This window comes from Mucilaginibacter sp. A3364, assembly GCF_059690715.1.
The window spans coordinates 656,105-676,315 of record NZ_JCAWED010000001.1 but is presented as its reverse complement, the minus strand read 5'-3'; the positions used below and the strand labels follow the sequence as shown (position 1 = coordinate 676,315).

Below are 20,211 nucleotides of genomic sequence, written 5' to 3'. Positions count from 1 at the left end.
AGGGCACACGTTATCAGTGTGTCCTTTGTTTTATAACGAAAAGAAATATATGGCGTATAACACACCCCTGCAGCCGCACCGGCCGTCGCGCCCCCTCTCAAGAGGGGAGTTTGGACTGCGCACAATCCTCTTTTTCGTCATTTTGATAGTGATTCTCCCATCCTGTAAACCCGAGCATATTGACGAGGGAACCAAACTCAAATACTTCGACTTAAAAGGTTACTTTAAAACCGAAGCCGCTAAGCTAAAAAAGGCCCAAACCCTTACCAAAATAGTTGAACACAACAAGGCTAAAGAAAGCAAACAGGTAAGCATTAATAATTGGGAAAATGAGTTAAGCTTATTCACCGCATCAGACATTAATAAACCTGCCTGGCGCGAAAGTTATAAGGTGACAGATAACGGTGACATAATTATTTATGAAGCCAAAGACCCGGAGCTAAAAACCCGCGAAATAATCGTTAACAAACCCAATAACAAGGTAAAGTGGATCCTGGTATACAACCAAACCAAAAACATGCTGTATCAAACTACCGAAAAGCTAAGCTATTTCCCCGATTCGGCGTATGTTATATCCAAATTACAACATGTGCGCCTGCTGGGCACCAATCAATATAAAATAACCGGATTGTTTTAACTAGTGATGTCCCGAAACGGTACCTAGTTTTTCTTTGGCCGCGTCAAGCAAAACGGAGATATCATTGCGGCCGGGATCATTCTCTAATATTTTTTTCAGGTCGGCAATTTCGGCTTTCAGGGCGCTTATGCCGCGGTCTTTATCATAACCTTTACCGGCAGCATCCAGTTTAAACGCACCATAATCGCGATAAGCGATGGCTCGATTTTGATAAAAGCTGGCAATTTTAGCATCATTAGGGCTAACGGTTATCGCTTTGGTAAAATCGTAAATGGCGCCTATCAAGTGTTTCTCTTTCTCGGCAGCCAGCAAACTTTCTTTACCTAAGCGGGCACGGGCACGGGCACGATAGTAGTAGGCAGCGCCATCGGTAGGTGTTACAGCCAGTTGCCTGGTAAACGCTACTATTGATTTGCTGTAGTTGTTGCTATGATAATATGAGTAACCCAACATGTACAATGCGTTGGCATTGCTTGAATCTATCAGGCAACCTTTTTCCAGTTGAGTGATGGCTGTACGGAAATTACCGTCGATCCACGCCTGCTGCCCTAATTTAAAATAGGCATTTTGAGACGATGCACTCTCAATTGAAGAGAAGAACAGGAAAGAAACAATTACCGGTAGTCTCATTTATAATCAATTGCTGCGTTACATACCATAAACTATCAACACGTTAAAATATTGTATGCGGCCTGCAAATTATTAAAAAATTTAACTTCTCAAAAAACTTAACTTTGTATTGCGCATGACTTTTTTTCATATCCGCACATTAAAAGCCGGCTTTTGCAAACTATACTTAAATTTGTAATTCGCCCAATATCAAAACAATAAGCAGCCAAAAAGTTAGCTAACTTATATTGGCATAGCTATTGAAACATACCGTACACTAAACAGTATTTACTGTTTTGTCTGCATTTAAGCCTGATTATTTGGATTGGCCTGACAATGTGACGTTTTATACTTATAAAGAATACTTGATGAGCTTCGATCCGTTTGATTTTAAGAATACTTTACCCGTAATAAATGAAGAATCGGAATTCTTCCCGCTGATGTCGTCAGAAGATGAAGAGGAGATGAATGCCGAAGAAGTGCCCGAGATACTGCCTATTTTGCCTTTGCGCAATACCGTATTATTCCCCGGCGTAGTTATACCTATTACCGTTGGCCGTGATAAATCCATCAAATTAATTCGCGATGCCAACAAAGGCAGCCGCATGATAGGTGTTGTATCGCAAAAAGATGTAGCTGTTGAGGACCCTACTTTTAACGAATTAAATAAAGTGGGTACCGTAGCCCTTATTATCAAAATGCTGCAAATGCCTGATGGTAACACAACGGTTATCCTGCAAGGCAAAAAACGTTTTTTCCTGAAAGAGGAAGTACAATCAGAGCCATACCTGAAAGCTACTATCGAGCCTTTTAAACGCGAGGCGAAGATCAAAGAAGATAAAGAGTTTAAAGCCATGATATCGTCTATCAAAGACATGGCTATGAACATTATCCAGCTATCGCCAAACATCCCGAGCGAAGCCGGTATTGCTATCCGCAATATTGAAAGCACATCGTTTTTGATGAACTTTATTTCGTCAAACATGAATGCCGATATGGCTGCCAAGCAAAAATTGCTTGAGGTTATCAACCGCCGCGATATGGCTAACCTGGTGCTGGGCCATTTAACTACCGAACTGCAGTTGCTTGAACTGAAAAACCAGATTCAAAGCCGTGTACGTGTTGATTTGGATAAACAGCAGCGCGACTACTTCCTCAACCAGCAATTAAAAACCATACAGGAAGAACTGGGCGGCAATACGCCCGACCTGGAAATAGAGAACCTGCGCCAGCGTGCTACCAAAAAGAAATGGGGCGTTGAGGTTAAAACTCATTTTGATAAAGAATTAGAAAAACTGGCCCGCATTAACCCTGCCGCGGCAGATTACTCGATACAGATAAATTACCTGGAGTTATTGCTTGATCTGCCTTGGAACGAGTTCACCAAAGATAACTTCGACCTTAAACGCGCCCAAAAAGTGTTGGATAAGGACCACTTTGGTTTGGACAAGGTTAAGCGCCGCATTATTGAGTATTTAGCGGTGCTGAAGTTGAAACATGATATGAAGGCTCCTATCCTTTGTTTGGTTGGCCCTCCGGGAGTGGGTAAAACTTCGTTGGGTAAATCAATAGCTAAAGCTTTGGGCCGTAAATACGTGCGTATGGCTTTGGGTGGTATCAGGGACGAGGCCGAGATCCGCGGTCACCGTAAAACTTACATTGGCGCAATGCCGGGTCGTGTTATCCAATCCATCAAAAAAGCGGGTGCAGCTAACCCGGTGTTTATTTTGGATGAGATAGATAAAGTAGGCAGCGATCATCGCGGCGATCCGTCATCGGCTTTGCTGGAGGTTTTGGATCCGGAACAGAACAATAGTTTTTATGATCATTATGTGGAGATGGATTTCGACCTGTCAAACGTAATGTTCATCGCGACAGCAAACTCATTGAGCAGCATACAGCCCGCCTTGCTAGATAGGATGGAAATTATTGAGGTGAACGGCTACACCATTGAAGAAAAAATTGAGATAGCCAAACAACACCTTTTGCCTAAACAACGCGAGGCCCATGGCGTAAAACCTAAGGATATTACGTTGAAGCCGGATGTACTTGAAAAAGTGATCGAAGATTATACCCGTGAATCGGGTGTGCGTGGTTTGGAGAAAAAGATAGGCTCGGTAGTACGTGGCATAGCTAAAAACATTGCCATGGAAGAAGAGTACAACACCACCGTGAGCAAAAAGGACATTGAGAAAATACTGGGTGCCCCTATTTTTGATAAAGACCAATACGAAAATAATGATGTTGCCGGCGTAGTAACAGGCCTGGCCTGGACATCGGTAGGTGGCGATATTTTGTTTATAGAAGCCAGCTTAAGCCCTGGTAAAGGCCGCGTAACCTTAACGGGTAGTTTGGGCGATGTGATGAAGGAATCGGCCACTATAGCGTTAGCCTACCTGCGCGCGCACGCCAAAGATTTTAATATAGACCAAAAACTGTTTGACCAATGGGATATACACGTACACGTACCCGCAGGCGCTACACCTAAGGACGGCCCATCGGCTGGTATCACTATGCTTACCGCGCTTACTTCGGCATTTACACAACGTAAAGTGAAACCTCATTTGGCTATGACGGGCGAAATAACCCTGCGTGGCCGTGTGTTGCCTGTTGGTGGTATTAAAGAAAAAATACTGGCTGCCAAACGTGCAAACATTAAGGATATCATCCTTTGTAAATCAAACCAGAAAGATATCCTGGAAATAAAAGAAAGCTATATAACCGACCTTCGTTTCCATTATGTAACCGAAATGCGCGAAGTAATTAATCTGGCTTTGTTAAACGAGCAGGTGAGCAATCCGATTGATTTGACTATCAAAGTGGATGTTGCTAAAACGGATGCTAATTAAACACACGGTTTCAGTTTTAAATAAATATCTTTCGGACATATTTAAACCTTATGAAATTTATTTATTTAAAATTGGCTTTGGTATGTTTTATACAGGCCGGGATCAACACTACACAAGCCCAAACGCTGAACACTGACAGCGCATCTGCTAAGGCAAAGATCGATTCGCTGAAAAAAATTCGTGCCGAAGGCATTTATGCTGAAGTAGCCGGCGCCAGTTGGCTGCTGAGTTTGAATTACGATACGCGCTTTAATAAACGCAGGGATGGCTGGGGATTCCGCATTGGCGCGGGATATTTTCAAAATACCTCGATTAGCTTCTACCTTGCTCCCGAAGAGGTGCCCTATGGGCCTTCCGTCCAAAAGTATTTTATGTTGCCACTGCAGATCAACTACCTACTAGGTAAAAAAAGTCATTTTGCCGAATTTGGTGCCGGTACCACCTTGGCAATGTATAATGGTGGTGGCAGGTCATCAAATGATCTGTTTCCATTTGCAAAATCAGGCAATCAGTTTAAATTTATTAATACTTTAACTGTCGGCTACCGCTATCAACCCTTAAAAGGCGGCGTTAGCGTACGGGTTAACGCCGACGTATTGTACACCGCCATATTTTTTGTGCCAACAGCAGGCTTAAGTGTGGGATATACTTTCAAAGCTAAAAAGCCGAAGGTTGCAAAACCTGTTGCCGAAAAAACTAAATAACAACAAAGCACCTGGCAATGAAAGCTTTTGTTATTTTTGCAGACCAATTTTTGACATGAAGATTAAAATATTTTTACTGCAGTTGATCCTTACAGCCATAACGATCAATGCGCTGGCGCAACACCGTACCGAAGCAGGCCTGCAAACCGACAATGATTCGTACATGCTACAAGGATCAGACAGGTATTATACCGATGGTATATACCTGTACTTCCGCCAGGCACTAAAAACCAATAACAATACTGCATTAGCCAATAAAATATTAGGATTTGAGATAGGACAAAAAATATTTAACCCGCAGGCCGGCAACGTGCCAAACGAGTTTTATATAGACAGGCCATTAGCAGGCTACCTTTATGCAGGCGTTAATTTAAACTTACTATACAAAAACGAAAGCAACCTTAAACTAAGCGCCCAGGTTGGGGTAATTGGCCCGGCATCAAAAGCCGAACAGGTGCAAAGATGGGTACATGATAATTTTGGCTTTTATGAGCCTACTGCCTGGGAATACCAGATACAAAATGCCACACAACTTAACCTAAGCGCCGAGTACAACCGCCTTTTATTCCGTACTACTAATTTTGATATAAGCGGCGCCGGATATGCTAACCTGGGTACCGGTTTTAACGGTGCAGGCATAGGCCCGTTGTTTAGGTTGGGTACTTTTAACCAGTTGTTTAACTCGGTAGCTACACAAAGTAGTGCCATTGCACAACCTGCTGCGGCCGCGTCTGATAAGCACGAAATATTTTTTTACTATAAGCCGCAGTTTAACTATGTGGCCTATGATGCTACCATACAAGGCGGCTTAGGTAAGAAAGAAGTCACAGGCAGCATGGAAGTTACCCGCCCTATTGAGCGTGCCGTTTTCACCAACAAACTGGGCGTAGCATTTACAACAAACCGTTTTGTGTTTGATATTGCGGCCAATTTCCGCAGCCGCGACGTTAAAGGCATGATCCACGCTTCGCATTCGTGGGGCGCGATAACTGCCTTGTACCGCTTTAACTAAACATCAAAGTTTTTACGGCGATTTTCTTTTTTGGCTGATTGCTGCTTTTTGTTGTCCAATCGGGCGGCTTTAGCGGCACGGCTAATTTTAGTTGGCTTACGTACTTTGGGCTTCTGTAACGAGCGCACCAACAGGTTACAAAGGCGTTCTATCGCTTTTTCTTTGTTAAGGTACTGGCTGCGTTCTTCATCGCAAATTACCTGCACCAATCCATCGCGGTTAAAGCGCGGCTGAAGTTTTTCAGTTAATAAAGCCTTCTCCTCATCAGTAAACAAAGCCGAGTTATTAATATCAAACAACACCTCTACCTTGCTTGATACCTTATTTACATTTTGCCCGCCCGCGCCGCCGCTGCGCGATGTTTTATACGTTACTTCTTTTTGCAGATCGGCTTTAGAAAAATTCATGAGGCGAAGATAATGAATGGTTGATTGGGTTGACTGCGTGAGTAGTTATTAAACAAATAAAAACTAACCGGTTAACACCCATTAACTCGCTTATTCACTTAACAAAAAAATAAACTCAATTAACCTCTCGCCCACTCAACCACTCACTATATTTCGTAAATTTGCCCATATGAGCAAAAACATAGTAGTAGCTATTGATGGCTATTCATCATGCGGTAAAAGTACCCTGGCTAAGGCCCTGGCAAAAAAACTTCATTTTATTTATGCTGATAGCGGTGCCATGTATCGCGCAGTTACTCTCTATTTTTTGCGCAATAATGTGGATGTGAACGACCCTAAACAGGTTACCGAAGCATTAGATCATATCCACCTTAATTTCCACTCGCGCGATTACCAAACCCATATTATACTGAACGACGAGGACGTATCTGAAGAGATCCGCCAGATGCACGTGGCCGACAAAGTAAGCGCCGTAGCCGCCCTGCATGATGTACGTGTAGAAATGGTGCGCCAGCAGCAACGCATGGGCAAATCAAAAAGCGTGGTGATGGACGGCCGCGATATTGGCACGGTAGTATTCCCCCACGCTGATGTTAAACTATTTATGACCGCCGACCCTAAAATACGTGCAGAGCGCCGCCATAAGGAACTTTTACCCGCCAACCCTAATATTACCCTGGAAGAAGTATTTGAAAGTCTTGCCCACCGCGATTACGCTGATACAACCCGCAAGGAAAGCCCGTTAACCCGTGCGGAAGATGCAATTATACTGGATAACACTTCGCTTACGCAGGAGCAGCAGTTAGAGTTTGCGCTGGATTTGGTGAAGCCGTTGATCGTGTAAAAAAGAGGAAACTTGCGCTCGTTTGCAACGAGTGCTTAATATGGGTTAGCGATTGCATCGCCCGCTAATAGAAAATCGATGGAAAAAAATGCATGACTACTGCCCATAGTATGATCAACCCAGCCCCTATCATTTTTTGCAGTAAGTCGTCAGATGCATAGTAGTACTCATGGTGCCTATCGCTCCATATGTAAGCAATTGACTTGATTTTCTTACCTGTAACTACAGAACGTATTAGGTCAAACGGGTAAAGAACAATTACCCCTAAAAACCGTAGAAAGTAACTGCCAAGCCCCATTTCAAACTACCTCCTCCTCCAGCTTCACAGTAGGCACCCCAAACTTATTCAGGAAATCAACCCCCTCATCGCTAGGGATACCTTTGTATTGGGCATATGATTTATTGAAGTAAACCTGCTTTATCCCTGCCGAAAAAATAAGCCTGGCGCAGGCGATACATGGTGAAAGTGTTGTATATAAAGTAGCTCCTTCCAGCTTAGCACCGCTTTTAACGGCGTACAGGATAGCGTTCTCCTCGGCGTGGAGTGCAAGTGAGCAGCTGCCTTTTGAGTCGCGTGCGCAGCCTGTTTCGGGCCATTCTTCATCACAGTTATGCGTACCCGCCGGCGGACCGTTATAACCGATAGAAATGATCCGGGTATCGCGCACCAAAACAGCCCCCACATGCGCCTTTACGCAATGCGAACGCAGGGCCAGATCGGTAGCCAGCTTCATGAATATGGTATCGAAGGATGGTTTCATATTAGAGATTGGTATTTGGAGATTAGAGATTAGTGATTAAAGGTTAGCCAAAAAATCAACTAATCTTTAATCACTAATCTCCAATCACTAAATTAATGTCCTCCGCCTTTGGCTACTACCACGTTGTCAAAATCAATACCTTGTGCTTTAAGTACGCTTTTTGCCTTAATAGCATAAAACGCCAGGTACGCAAAACAAGCTACACCAACCAGGTATGACCATTGTATGCCCAGGTAAGCGTCGTTAGCAACAAAACCTTGCAGCAAACTGATGAAACCACCACCCATGATCATCATGATCAAATAACCCGAACCCTGGTTTGCGTGTTTACCCAAGCCCGAAACCGCCAACGTGTAAATACATGGCCATAATGTTGAACAGAACAAACCCACGCTGATAAACGCGTAAGCACTGATCATGCCGGATGTTAACATACCTATAAACAAAGCAATAATTGCCATTGTCGAAAATATAAGCAACTGCCTGGCAGGATTGCCCTTACTTAGCATATCGCCCACTATCATAGCAATAATTACAAAACCGTAAATATAAAATGGTGTAATATCATGCTTGGCCAGTTTGCTTACTGCCAAAAACACGGCAAAGGCTACGTATGGTACTATAACGTTCAGTACTTTTTGCATTGCACCGCTAACGTTAAAGGCACCTATAGAGGCCGTCCAGCGGCCAATCATTAAACTAGCCCAGTATAATGATACATAAGGCGCAATATTGGCTGTAGCAACACCCAGTTTTTTGCTCATAAACTCGGGCAAATTACTTGCTGTTGAAACTTCAACGCCTACGTACACAAATATGGCTATCATACCTAACGAAAGCTGTAAATAGTTTAGCGCGCCCTTTTTCTTTCCCTGAGTTGTTACATTAGATACATCGGTAGGGGTGCTAAGGGTGTCAGTCTCTTCGGCAACCTCAATTTTATCTGGGATTGAGGAAAATTTGAATATCAGTGCCACGAGCAAAAAGCAAGCGCCCAAGATCAGGTACGGAAACTTAACCGCCGTAATACTGGCAATAGCCGATTTGGCTTCCACATCACCAAATATTGCTATACTAACCAACAGCGGGCCTATGGTGGTACCAAAATTATTTACTCCGCCCGCCAGGCTTAACCGTTGCGAACCTTTCTTAGGATCGCCCAGGGCAACTGCAAGTGCGTTTGCGGCAATTTGCTGTAACGAGAAACCAAGGCCAACTATAAATAAACCGGTTATCATGATATAAAATGAGGCAGATTCAGCGGCAGGATAAAATAACAGGGTTCCTAAAGCTGATATGATCAGGCCCAAAGCAATACCGTTTTTATAACCAATTTTGTTAAGAATATCGCCCCCAATTCGCCCGGAGATGAAAGCGTATATAATTGAACCTACTGTATAAGCAACATAATAAGCAAAAGATATCATTTGCGACTGCCACTGCTCCAGGTGAAGCTTGTCTTTAAAAACAGGTATTAAGATATCATTACTGGCTGCTACAAAGCCCCAGAAGAAAAATACGGTAACAAGCGTATACAACGCCGAGCCGTAATTTTTTGAATTATTTTGCTCCATTTTTTATGTATTGATGAATTGGTTATTTTTTGAACTACTAACATAATCCATTTTTTAGAAATACTGTTATACTATTTTAATTAATACATATGTAGTATTAAGTTTACATGAATAAGAGATAAAAATCGCATATTCGCATTCTTCTAATTTTTTATAAAGGCTAAATACTAAATGATAGAAGCTGTCATTTCGGGAATTGGAATTGGATTAGTGCTTACGTTTCTTACCGGCCCGGTGTTCTTCGCATTGGTAAAAACCAGTATTGAACGGGGTTTCCTGGCGGGCGTATACCTTGCGCTGGGCGTGGTTTCAAGCGATGTAGTTTTTGTTGGTGCCATATTGTTCGGCTCGCAATTATTTGATATCACCCCTCAAACCAAAACCATTGTAGGCGCGGTTGGCAGCATTATTCTATTCGCTGTGGGTGTTTACTACCTGTTTAAAAAAGCCAATATCAATTTCAACAATACCGCCCCTACCGGACTAAAACGCACAGGCTATTTTTTAAAAGGCTTTTTGATGTGCATCTTCAATCCAACCATACTTTTTCATTGGATCACTGTTATAGGTACTGTTAGTACCACGTATCACGAAAGCGGTGGCAACCGTGCGCTTAACATTGCCATCATGTTTTTAACTGTGCTGATAGTTCAGTTCGGGCTTGATGTTACCAAGGCTTTTTATGCTAATAAGCTGCGCGCAAGGATCTCTGAAAAAATGGTGCACAACTTAAATATATTGGCCGGTGTGGCACTTATTATCGCTTCGCTGATATTGATGGATAGGTTGGTTACCCATTATATATTTTCGGCACCGGGCGCTTAGTATACCACTCTATAATTTCAATTCTAATCACTACCATGAAAAGCATATTCAACCCGGACGACAATGCCGAGCTGATTGCCCGTATTAACAACATCACCCGTGATACCCCTGCTGCGTGGGGCAAAATGAACGCGGCCCAAATGATGGCCCATTGCCAGGTACCTGTGAACATCGCCTTTGGCAACTCAAAAAATGTGCGGCATTGGATAGGTGTAGTTTTTGGCGCGATAGCCAAACGCCGCTTGCTAAAAGCATCCGAACTTGACCGTAATATCCCCACCTTTAAACAAGCACTAATAACCGGCGAACGGAATTTTGAAGATGAAAAAAAGAAATTTATTGCACTGATACAAGCGTCACTACAACGTGGGCCCACGGCTTTGAGGAAATATCCGCACCCTTACCTTGGCCGGCTGAAGCCCCATGAGTGGGCGCAACTGAACTGGTTGCATCTGGACCATCATTTGAGGCAATTCAGTGCGTGACAAATACAAAAGGCGAAAAGTGTAGAACTTTTCGCCTTTCTATTTTTAACACCGAACATCGAATACTAGATGTTCATTTTATTTCTTACATATAAGCTCGCTGGTTTTTACCTTCAACCCAGTTAACAAAAGCGCGGTTAACCACTTTGTTGCCACCAGGTGTCGGGAAATCGCCCGAGAAATACCAGTCGCCCAGGTGATCAGGGCAGGCTGTGTGCAGGTTATCTAAAGTTTGGTATAATACGGCAACCTCGCAATTGATCTCTTTTGGAGTAATGATCTGTGCTATGCGGTCAGATATTTCCTGATCGGTAAATGGCTCGTAGATAGCTTTTACATAGTTCACTACCTGCTCTTTAGGCAAATTGGCGCTGTCTTTACATTTTTGGTAAGTTTCAACGATGATGTTCTCCTTACCTTGCTCTTTCAGCAAGCTGATAGCTGCCTCAAACGCCACAAACTCGCCCATGCGGGACATGTCAATACCATAGCAATCCGGGTAACGTATCTGCGGAGCAGACGAAACTACCACGATCTTTTTAGGGCCTAAACGATCCAGTATTTTTAATATACTTTGCTTAAGAGTTGTGCCACGTACTATCGAGTCATCAAGTATAACCAAGGTATCAGTACCACGTTTGATCAAACCGTAGGTCGAATCATATACGTGGGCTACCATCTCGCTGCGGTCGGCATCCTGGGTGATAAAGGTACGTAGTTTAACATCCTTAATGGCAATCTTCTCCACTCGCGGGGCCATAGCCAGTACTTCGGTCAGCTCTTCCTCGCTTATCTTGTCAGCACGATTAAGCAGGCGTTCGCGTTGGTATTGTTTAATATACTTGTGTACCCCTTCTACCATGCCGTAAAAAGCAACTTCGGCAGTATTAGGTATGTAGGAGAATACGGTATTTTTAACGTCGTGTTTTACTTCGTTCAGTATCTGCTTACAAAGCAATCTGCCCAACTGTTTACGCTCACGGTAAATAGAAGCATCGCTACCTCTTGAGAAGTAAATACGCTCAAACGAACAAGCTTTGCGCTCGCGCGGCTCGCTGAACATATCCTCGGTTATCTTACCGTCTTTTTTCACAATTAAAGCATGACCGGGTTTTATTTCCTTTATCTCTTCAATTGGTATATTAAATGCAGTTTGTATTGCCGGGCGCTCAGAAGCGGCTACCACGATCTCGTCATTTTGATAATAAAATGCCGGGCGGATACCTGAAGGGTCACGCATTACAAACGCATCGCCATGGCCTAGTATACCTGCAATGGTGTAACCACCATCCCAGCTACGGGCAGATTTTTGCAAAATTTTAGCCACGTCCATATCGTTGGCTATCATTTTACTTATCTGCATATTGTCATCAATACCTTCGCGTTTGTATTGGTCAAACAAGCCTTGTACTTCGGTATCAATAAAGTGGCCTATTTTTTCAAGTACGGTTACGGTATCGGCTTTTTCTTTGGGGTGCTGGCCAAGGTCGTATAGCTGCTGTAACAACTCATCAACATTGGTCATGTTAAAGTTACCGGCAATAACCAGGTTACGCGTCATCCAGTTGTTTTGGCGCAGAAATGGGTGACAGCTTTCAATACTGTTTTTTCCGTGTGTACCATAACGCAGGTGGCCCAATAAAACCTCGCCGGTAAAGCTAACGTGCTCTTTTAACCATTCGGTGTCGGCCATCTTCTCAGGGGCTTCTTTCTGGATGTCGGCAAATTTTTTCTGGATATATTCGAAGATATCAGCCACAGCGTTTGAGGCCATTGAACGGTGCCTGCTGATGTAACGCTTACCCGGAGCAACATCCAGTTTAATGGTAGCAACGCCCGCGCCATCCTGGCCCCGGTTGTGTTGTTTTTCCATTAAAAGATAGAGCTTGTTTAAGCCGTACAGCGCAGTGCCGTATTTTTGCTGATAATAAGAGAGTGGCTTTAAAAGGCGGATAAATGCCACACCGCATTCATGTTTAATCTGATCGCTCATGATTGGGAATGAGCTCGCAAAGTTAATACTTTATTGCTAAGATTAGCCAACAGATTGTCATTACATAGTATTAATATTCATTCAAAATTAACGTTGAAATAATCATGTCATAATAGCAGTAATTAATCGGGGAAATCACTAAATCATCAAATCTAAAAACAAAAAAAGGGCCGGCTAAGAAAAGCCGACCCTCTGCTATAATTGTTTTAGTATGAGGCTTATTATAATCTTTCGCCGTGCTGGCTAATGTCAAGGCCGATCTCTTCTTCTTCTTTTGATACGCGCAGCGGAGATATCATGTCGGTTATTTTCAATAATAATAACGAACCGAAGAATGCGAATATAGATGAAGCAACCATAGCAACTAACTGCACCATGAACAGGTGGGTTTCGCCGAAGAACAAACCGTCACCGGTTACGTTGCCCGCGTTAACGTTGTGATGCGCAAATACACCGGTTAACAACATACCCACCATACCGCCTACACCATGGCAAGGAAACACGTCAAGCGTATCATCAATTGAAGTGCGGGTACGCCATTCAACAACCAGGTTACTTACCACGGCAGATATGATACCGATAGCCAATGAGTGAGGTATTGAAACAAATCCGGCAGCAGGTGTAATAGCAACCAAACCTACCACAGCGCCAATACAGGTACCCATGGCTGACGGTTTACGGCCTTTAAGCATATCAAAAAATATCCAGCTTAAGCCTGCTGCCGCAGATGCTGTAGTACTAGTAGCCAAAGCGTTAACCGCTAAGTGGTTTGCACCAAAGGCCGAACCCGCGTTAAAACCAAACCAACCAAACCATAACAAACCCGTACCTATAATAACATAGGTAACGCGGGCCGGCGCGTGGCTGGCTTCGTTACGTTTCTTTAAATATAAAGCTGATGCCAATGCGGCCCAACCTGCCGACATGTGTACTACTGTACCACCGGCAAAATCAAGCACGCCCATTTTGGCCATAATACCATCGGGATGCCAGGTGGCGTGCGCCAATGGCGAGAATATAAATATGCTGAATAAGCAAAGGAAAATGATGTACGAGTTAAAGCGCATACGCTCTGCAAATGCACCGGTAATAAGCGCCGGGGTTATGATAGCGAATTTTAGCTGGTACATGGCAAACAAGATCAACGGGATGGTTGGAGCCGATTTCCAGATATTATTGCTCAGCATACCTTTCATCATAAAAAAGGTTGAAGGGTTACCAATAACACCGCCAATGGTATCGCCAAAGGCTAAGCTAAAACCGAAGATGCCCCACATTACGGTGATGATAACCATACATACCACACTTTGAAGCATGGTTGATATTACGTTCTTTTTATTAACCATACCACCATAAAAGAAAGCTAAACCGGGTGTCATGATCAATACCAGGGCCGTCGACATTAACATCCAGGCAATATCGCCGGTGTCATAGTTCGGGTCCGGACCGTTTTGCACTTCAACCGACGGAAAAAGGAAGGTTAGCAGCAAAATAAACACAATAACTAAAAATGGAAAATAGCGCTTCATGGAATTTTAGATCAATAAAATTAAAAAACGTCTGAAATTATGATTTAAATCATATATAAGTGAAATTTATTTAAACTTTTATTGAAAAAATTGGATAAAATATTTCGTTTTTATGAAATATTAAAAATACAGACCCAAAAAACACCAAAAATTAAGAATATTACAATGTTAAAATTGGCTGAAAACATGATATGCGATAAATCAAATAATTTATCTGACGCATTTTTTCCAGATATTAGAAATTGATAAGCGTAGCGAGAATTTAAAAGGGTTTGGTAAGTAAATTAGCCAGGTAATTGGGGAATATACCTAACAATAGCAGCATAACAGCTACTGCTACAGCTAAAATAAGCAGATTCCGCGAAGCGGGAACTACTTGCACCCCATCGGCACGTTTTAAAAACAGGTACAGTGGGATTTTGATGTAATAGAATAATGCCACCACTGTGGTAAGCGCGCCGGTAGCTGTTAAAAGCATCAGCCAAATACTATGATTTTGCTGGTAGACACTATAAACTGCCGAAAACACCAGCAATTTTCCGTTAAAACCGGCAGAAACAGGTAGTCCGGTGAGTGAAATAAGGATAATAATGAAAGAAACCGACGCTGCAGGGTATTTTGCACCCAAACCTTTGTAACTTTCTACATTTTCAGATCCGGTAATGTCGGTAAAGTAACTTACTAAGGCAAGCGCGCCAATATTGGCAATAACATAAACGGCAAGGTAAAAAGCCAGCGCGTTTAAACCCTGACTTGAAAACGTAACAATAGCCATTAATGCAAAACCGGTGTGCCCTATGCTGGAGTAGGCGAGCATACGTTTCACATTTTTTTGCATTACGGCGGCAAAGTTGCCGGCAATCATGGTTATTATACCTATAACTGATAGATATAAACCAAAGTCGAAAGATTGAAAATTAGTGGTAGCGATAAACGGCGTAAGCAAATTAATCAGCAATCCAAAAGCGGCTATTTTAGGCAGCGTTGATAAATAAGCGGTAACGGGTGTTGGCGCGCCTTCATAAACATCGGGCACCCAAAAGTGGATAGGCACAAACGACAGCTTGAAGCCAATACCTATTAACAGCAATACCAACGGAAAGGTTAAAGCCACCGGGTTAACATGATTAAGGCTCTCAACAAAAGCGGCATCAAACAAGTCAGTTGATCCGGCGAAGCCATAAAGCAGCGATATACCATATAACATTACTGCCGAGGCAGCAGCACCGAACAATACATATTTTAAACCGGCTTCGCTGCCTAAAGCGTTCTCTGTACGATAAGCCACCAACAAATACGAGGCCAGGGAAACCATTTCTATCGCTAAATAAATTGAAAGCAAGTTGGAAGCCATCACCATCAAGTGCAACCCTAAAATAGATGCTATGGTGATGGAATACAGATCGGCCAGTCCTTTCTTGTGCGATGCCAGTCTTTTATCCCAGCTATAATATAGCAACAGCACGATGGCTGATAAGTCAATAATGACCCTGAAAATGATGGAGGTATGATTATGCAACAACATCCCGCTAAACAGAAACTTAACCTGGTCTTTTACCAGCGGTAATTGCTCGATATCTTTAAATACTGCCAGTAATAAACCTGCACAAGCAACAGCCTTACATATCTGCTCAGATTTTTTACCAATTACCAGGTCTGCAAGCAGTACTACGATAAAAAGCAGGCTCAGGTAAATTTCAGGCAAAAAGAACGGGATATCTTTTAAAATATTCGAAAGTTCTGTTGGTATGTAAGGTATCAGTTCGTTCATTACCTTATTTACCTGGCTGTAAAAAGTGAACCAAAGCTAACACGGCATCGTTGATCTTACCAAAAACCAATGACGGCATTACTCCTATTGCCAACACCAGTAATGCCAGTGGTAACAGGGTAATGATCTCGCGGGCATTAAGGTCAACCAGTTTGGCTTTCCATTCTTCGCCGCCTTTTAATGATAAGCCACCAAAAAACATGCGTTGTAAGGTCCACAAAAAGTAGCAGGCACTGGTTAATATACCAAAAGCACCCAGGGCGGCCATCCAATATGGTAAGTAGCCGTTAACCGATGGTGATTTAAAAGCGCCGGCTAACGAGAAAGCCTCGGCAATAAAAGCCGAAAAGCCCGGTAAACCCAATGACGCGAAAAACGCGATCATAATAAACATGGTATACTTCGGCATTAAACTACCCAGCCCGCGGAAGTTATACAAATCACGATCGTGCACACGGTTATACACCACGCCTACCAGGAAGAACAACATTGCCGACAGGAAGCCATGGCTCACCATTTGAATGATAGCACCGCTTATCCCCTCGGTAGTGTGCGAGGCTATGCCCAGCAATACAAAACCCATTTGCGAAACGGAAGAATAAGCCACTACTTTTTTCAGATCGCGCTGCGCGAGGGCATTTAAGGCCCCGTATAAAATGGATATCACACCCAGCAAACCTAAACAAAACGCGCCCGACGCCGCAACATCAGGAAATATGCTGATACAGATACGGATGATACCGTAGCCGCCAATTTTTAACAGGATAGCCGCCAGTATGATAGATACAGGGGTTGGCGCTTCTACGTGCGCATCGGGCAGCCAGGTGTGTAGTGGCACAACCGGCACCTTAATGGCGAAGGCGATGAACAGGATGATAAAACCCAACACCCGGGCTGATACGCCAAATATGGTTTGCTGGCTTACTACCGAGAATATAGAATCAGCACCGTAATTGGCCGGGTTCATCATTTGTACCATGTTAAAGGTGTGGCTACCGGTTGAAGGATCAGTCACCGACAGGTACAAACCTATCATCACCAGCAACATAAATACCGAACCGAATAAGGTATACAGGAAGAATTTGATAGCCGCATACTCCCTGCGTACACCGCCCCACATCCCGATCAGGAAATAAAGCGGCAGCAACATCAACTCATAAAATATATAGAACAAGAAGAAATCCAGCGCGCAGAACACGCCGATAATGGCCATATCCAACACCAAAAACAAAATGAAGAAACCCTTTAGGTTATTCTTGATCTCCCACGAGGCCAGCGCGGCTATCACCATTACCACCGATGCCATGATAAGCATGGTGATAGAAATACCATCGATCCCCACAAAATAATCTATCTGCATTTTACCCAACGAGCCGAGGTCGAGGTTGATCCATGGCAGTTTTTGTACAAACTGGTATTGGCCTTCGTTAACAACCCCACTAAAATCAACACCCGTTTTAAAGTTTAAATACAGGTAAACGCTCATACACAATTGCACCAGCGTAGCTGCCAGCGTTACGTATTTAAAACTATCGCGCAGGCTAGCCGGCAACACCGCTATGATGAGGCCAAACAGCAAGGGGATAAATATGAGTAGCGTGAGTATGTTCATCAGGCTCAGATCAGTATTTTAAAAATAAACAGGGCCAGCACAATAGCCAGCATACTAAACAAATAATATTGAAGCTTACCGCTTTGAAAATACCGCACAAAATTAGCGGTAATTCTTACAATCAGTGCAGCTACGCGCGATATTCCGTCAATCACATAATAATCAAACCAAGCGGCAATTTTGGCTAAACCTACCATCGCGTTAGCCGCGCCGTTAATAAAGCCATCAAGGATGTTTTTATCGATCCATGACAGACCTTTACCTAACAGCAATACTCCCGCACCTACAACTTGGGTATAAAACGCATCGATGTACCATTGGTTATACGATAAATGGAACAACCAGCCCCGTTGCGGCGATGACCATGCATTACGCTTAACATAAGCAGCGTAAGCACCGTAAATAATAAACAAACTTATAATGTTTACCCCTATCGGGATGATAGTATGGTAGATATTTACACGCGCCAGGTTTCCCTCGGGATTAAAACCGCTGAACACCCACGCATGCTCATAAATCAATGGATTTAACGAGAACAAGGGAAACAAACTAGCCAAGGCCAAAAACACCAGCGGCAATTTGTACTGCCATCCCCCATCGCCGATATGGTAATGGATGTGGGGATGAAATTTTTCTAATTTAAACTCACCGAAGAATACTTTTACCACCAGTCGGCTTACGTAAAAAGCGGTAAGGGCTGTAGTCAAAATAGCTCCTAACGGGATCAATTTGAACAGGATGTTTTTACCCTCGGCCCAATCAACAGATTGAATTAATATGCCATCTTTAGATAGGAAGCCGGATGTAAGCGGTAAACCTATCAGCGCCATCGCACCAACAACAGCCGCAATAAACGTAAGCGGCAGCTTTTTGCGCAGGCCGCCCATGTTCAATATACTTTGTGGGTCGATGTCGAGTTTGTTATCATCCTTAATATGCTGCATCTCGTGGATGACGATGCCCGCCACCAGGAACAACAGACATTTGAAAAAGGCATGTGTAACTAAATGAAACAGCGACGATGCATAAGCACCTATCCCCATAGCCATCACCATAAAGCCTAATTGCGATATGGTTGAATAGGCCAGTATGCGTTTCAAATCATTTTGAGTAAGCGCGATAGTTGCGGCCATAAAAGCGGTTAAACAACCCATAGCGGCCATTACCATCAATTCGCCCGGCAGGAAAAAGTTATACACCCTTCCCAACAGGAAAACACCTGCCGCAACCATGGTAGCTGCGTGTATTAAAGCCGAAACAGAGGTTGGCCCCTCCATCGCGTCAGGCAGCCAGGTGTGCAGCGGGAATTGTGCCGATTTTGCAGCAACAGCCAACAATACCCCCCCACAGGCCACATAATGCCAAAACACCGGCAGGTTAGCGCCAACTCCTACCCACTGCTCGCCCGAAACCGGGAATTGCTGCATCAGACCAAAAGCACCAAACAATTGGTCGATATCAAAACTATGGCTGTGTACATAAAATATCATGAAAGCGATGAGTAAACCCACATCGCCAATACGGTTCATAATAAATGCTTTTTTATTGGCGATGATAGCCTTATCGCGTGTAAACCAAAAACCAATGAGCAGGTATGATGAGAAGCCCACCAATTCCCAAAAGCCATAAAACAGGATCAAATTATCAGCCACTACCAAAGCCAGCATGCTAAAGCAAAACAGACTCAGGTAAGTAAAATAGCGCTTATATTGCGCATCATGCTTCATGTAAGCCGTGCTGTAAATATGCACTGGCAGGGCTATTATAGTTACCAGCAGCAGCATAATGGCCGATAGGTTATTTAGCAACACACCAGCATATAAAGTATTATCGCCAATAGTGAACCATTCTGCTTTAAGATGTATTGGGGCCTGGTTCCAAACTTTACCAAACACTATCGCTGCCAAAACGCAGCTGATAATGATAGCCAGCGTTGATATCCAACCTGCCGCTTTATTGGTTTTTCCCGGCAAGCACACATTAATTACAAAAGCAAGCAAAGGCAGCAATACCGCAGCCAGCGCCAGGTTTGTAATTAATGTGTGTTGATATGGCAGGTAGTTTTCCAATTCCTATTTTTTCTTTTTGATATGCAGCGATACATTCACACCGCAACAAGTTTCTTTTTTTTGTAATTCAACTTTTTCAATTTCAGTGGCCGGAATATTGTAAAGTTCAAGTATCTTTTCATCTTCTGTAAGAAGATTCCTCTTATCGTTTACAGCAATGTAGGATATCGCATTGTCATTATGGTTATGCCTCATCTCCCACTCAACTTTGTCTTTATAGGCTTTTGAAAACGCGCTAAATTTCTTTTGATATTGTTCGATGGCATATTTTCTAGTTAAGACGACCAAAACGCCATCATTACTACGATGATTATATATGCCTGATGAATCACGAAGTAATGTTGCATGTAAAATCTCTTTGGGATCTATTAATTTAGATGCTAGAGCAGTGGAATCTATAACATGACCATCAAGAACTGTTATCCGCAAATTATTCTTTTTACTAAGCGAAATCAAATCTGCGAGATTGTCTTGCGCAAAAGCACTAAACCCAAAGAAAAAAGAAAACCAAACAAATAATACTTTCATTT

General features: G+C 43.1%; 17 protein-coding genes. 7 read left to right on the top strand and 10 right to left on the bottom strand.

Going from position 1 to position 20,211, the window contains the following annotated elements; genetic code table 11:
• Positions 1-142 precede the first annotated feature (142 nt).
• Complete coding sequence (locus AC59JT_RS02860; protein WP_497395934.1) at positions 143-637, top strand: hypothetical protein; 495 nt, start codon at positions 143-145, stop codon at positions 635-637.
• Here the strand turns inward: AC59JT_RS02860 and AC59JT_RS02855 are convergent, their stop codons facing one another.
• Positions 638-1,267: a tetratricopeptide repeat protein gene (locus AC59JT_RS02855; RefSeq protein WP_497395933.1), complete on the bottom strand. Its 630-nt coding sequence runs from the start codon at positions 1,265-1,267 to the stop codon at positions 638-640.
• 347 nt (positions 1,268-1,614) lie between these two features.
• Between AC59JT_RS02855 and lon the strand changes: the two genes are divergently transcribed.
• Genes lon through AC59JT_RS02840 form a run of 3 tightly spaced genes read left to right on the top strand, consistent with a single transcriptional unit; the run spans position 1,615 to position 5,811 of the window.
• Positions 1,615-4,095, top strand: a complete 2,481-nt coding sequence (gene lon / locus AC59JT_RS02850) for an endopeptidase La (RefSeq protein ID WP_497399325.1) — start codon at positions 1,615-1,617, stop codon at positions 4,093-4,095.
• A gap of 50 nt (positions 4,096-4,145) precedes the next feature.
• Positions 4,146-4,799, top strand: coding sequence for a hypothetical protein (locus AC59JT_RS02845; RefSeq protein ID WP_497395931.1), 654 nt, complete (start codon positions 4,146-4,148; stop codon positions 4,797-4,799).
• A gap of 55 nt (positions 4,800-4,854) precedes the next feature.
• A complete protein-coding gene (locus AC59JT_RS02840) occupies positions 4,855-5,811 on the top strand; it encodes a lipid A deacylase LpxR family protein (protein WP_497395929.1) in 957 nt (318 codons plus the stop codon).
• On the opposite strand, the gene arfB is transcribed toward AC59JT_RS02840, so the two are convergent.
• Positions 5,808-6,218, bottom strand: a complete 411-nt coding sequence (gene arfB, locus AC59JT_RS02835) for an alternative ribosome rescue aminoacyl-tRNA hydrolase ArfB (RefSeq protein WP_497395927.1) — start codon at positions 6,216-6,218, stop codon at positions 5,808-5,810. The genes AC59JT_RS02840 and arfB overlap by 4 nt on opposite strands.
• 169 nt (positions 6,219-6,387) lie before the next feature.
• On the opposite strand from arfB, the gene cmk reads away from it, so the two are divergent.
• Complete coding sequence (gene cmk / locus AC59JT_RS02830) at positions 6,388-7,062, top strand: (d)CMP kinase (protein ID WP_497395925.1); 675 nt, start codon at positions 6,388-6,390, stop codon at positions 7,060-7,062.
• Positions 7,063-7,361: 299 nt separating this feature from the next.
• Here cmk and AC59JT_RS02825 read toward each other — a convergent pair whose 3' ends face one another.
• Both AC59JT_RS02825 and AC59JT_RS02820 read right to left on the bottom strand, forming a co-directional pair.
• Positions 7,362-7,823 carry a deoxycytidylate deaminase gene (locus AC59JT_RS02825; protein WP_497395923.1) on the bottom strand — a complete coding sequence of 154 codons (462 nt, stop codon included), beginning with the start codon at positions 7,821-7,823 and terminating at the stop codon, positions 7,362-7,364.
• A gap of 92 nt (positions 7,824-7,915) precedes the next feature.
• Positions 7,916-9,397 (bottom strand): MFS transporter, encoded by a 1,482-nt coding sequence (locus AC59JT_RS02820; RefSeq protein WP_497395921.1) that lies wholly within the window; start codon positions 9,395-9,397, stop codon positions 7,916-7,918.
• A 171-nt stretch (positions 9,398-9,568) separates the two neighbouring features.
• On the opposite strand from AC59JT_RS02820, the gene AC59JT_RS02815 reads away from it, so the two are divergent.
• Positions 9,569-10,222, top strand: a complete 654-nt coding sequence (locus AC59JT_RS02815; protein ID WP_497395919.1) for a LysE family translocator — start codon at positions 9,569-9,571, stop codon at positions 10,220-10,222.
• Positions 10,223-10,257: 35 nt separating this feature from the next.
• Complete coding sequence (locus AC59JT_RS02810) at positions 10,258-10,707, top strand: DUF1569 domain-containing protein (RefSeq protein ID WP_497395917.1); 450 nt, start codon at positions 10,258-10,260, stop codon at positions 10,705-10,707.
• A gap of 85 nt (positions 10,708-10,792) precedes the next feature.
• Here the strand turns inward: AC59JT_RS02810 and AC59JT_RS02805 are convergent, their stop codons facing one another.
• The 6 genes from AC59JT_RS02805 to AC59JT_RS02780 form a co-directional block, all read right to left on the bottom strand.
• Complete coding sequence (locus AC59JT_RS02805; RefSeq protein WP_497395915.1) at positions 10,793-12,700, bottom strand: amidophosphoribosyltransferase; 1,908 nt, start codon at positions 12,698-12,700, stop codon at positions 10,793-10,795.
• A gap of 221 nt (positions 12,701-12,921) precedes the next feature.
• A complete protein-coding gene (locus tag AC59JT_RS02800) occupies positions 12,922-14,229 on the bottom strand; it encodes an ammonium transporter (protein ID WP_497395913.1) in 1,308 nt (435 codons plus the stop codon).
• Between the two features lie 262 nt (positions 14,230-14,491).
• Entirely contained in the window at positions 14,492-16,000 is a 1,509-nt protein-coding gene (locus AC59JT_RS02795) for an NADH-quinone oxidoreductase subunit N (protein WP_497395911.1), read from the bottom strand.
• Positions 16,001-16,004: 4 nt separating this feature from the next.
• A complete protein-coding gene (locus AC59JT_RS02790; RefSeq protein ID WP_497395909.1) occupies positions 16,005-17,612 on the bottom strand; it encodes a complex I subunit 4 family protein in 1,608 nt (535 codons plus the stop codon).
• 5 nt (positions 17,613-17,617) lie between these two features.
• Complete coding sequence (locus tag AC59JT_RS02785) at positions 17,618-19,681, bottom strand: NADH-quinone oxidoreductase subunit 5 family protein (RefSeq protein ID WP_497395907.1); 2,064 nt, start codon at positions 19,679-19,681, stop codon at positions 17,618-17,620.
• A gap of 3 nt (positions 19,682-19,684) precedes the next feature.
• On the bottom strand, positions 19,685-20,209 hold the full coding sequence (locus AC59JT_RS02780) for a hypothetical protein (RefSeq protein ID WP_497395905.1): 525 nt from the start codon (positions 20,207-20,209) through the stop codon (positions 19,685-19,687).
• Between the last annotated feature and the right edge of the window lie 2 nt (positions 20,210-20,211).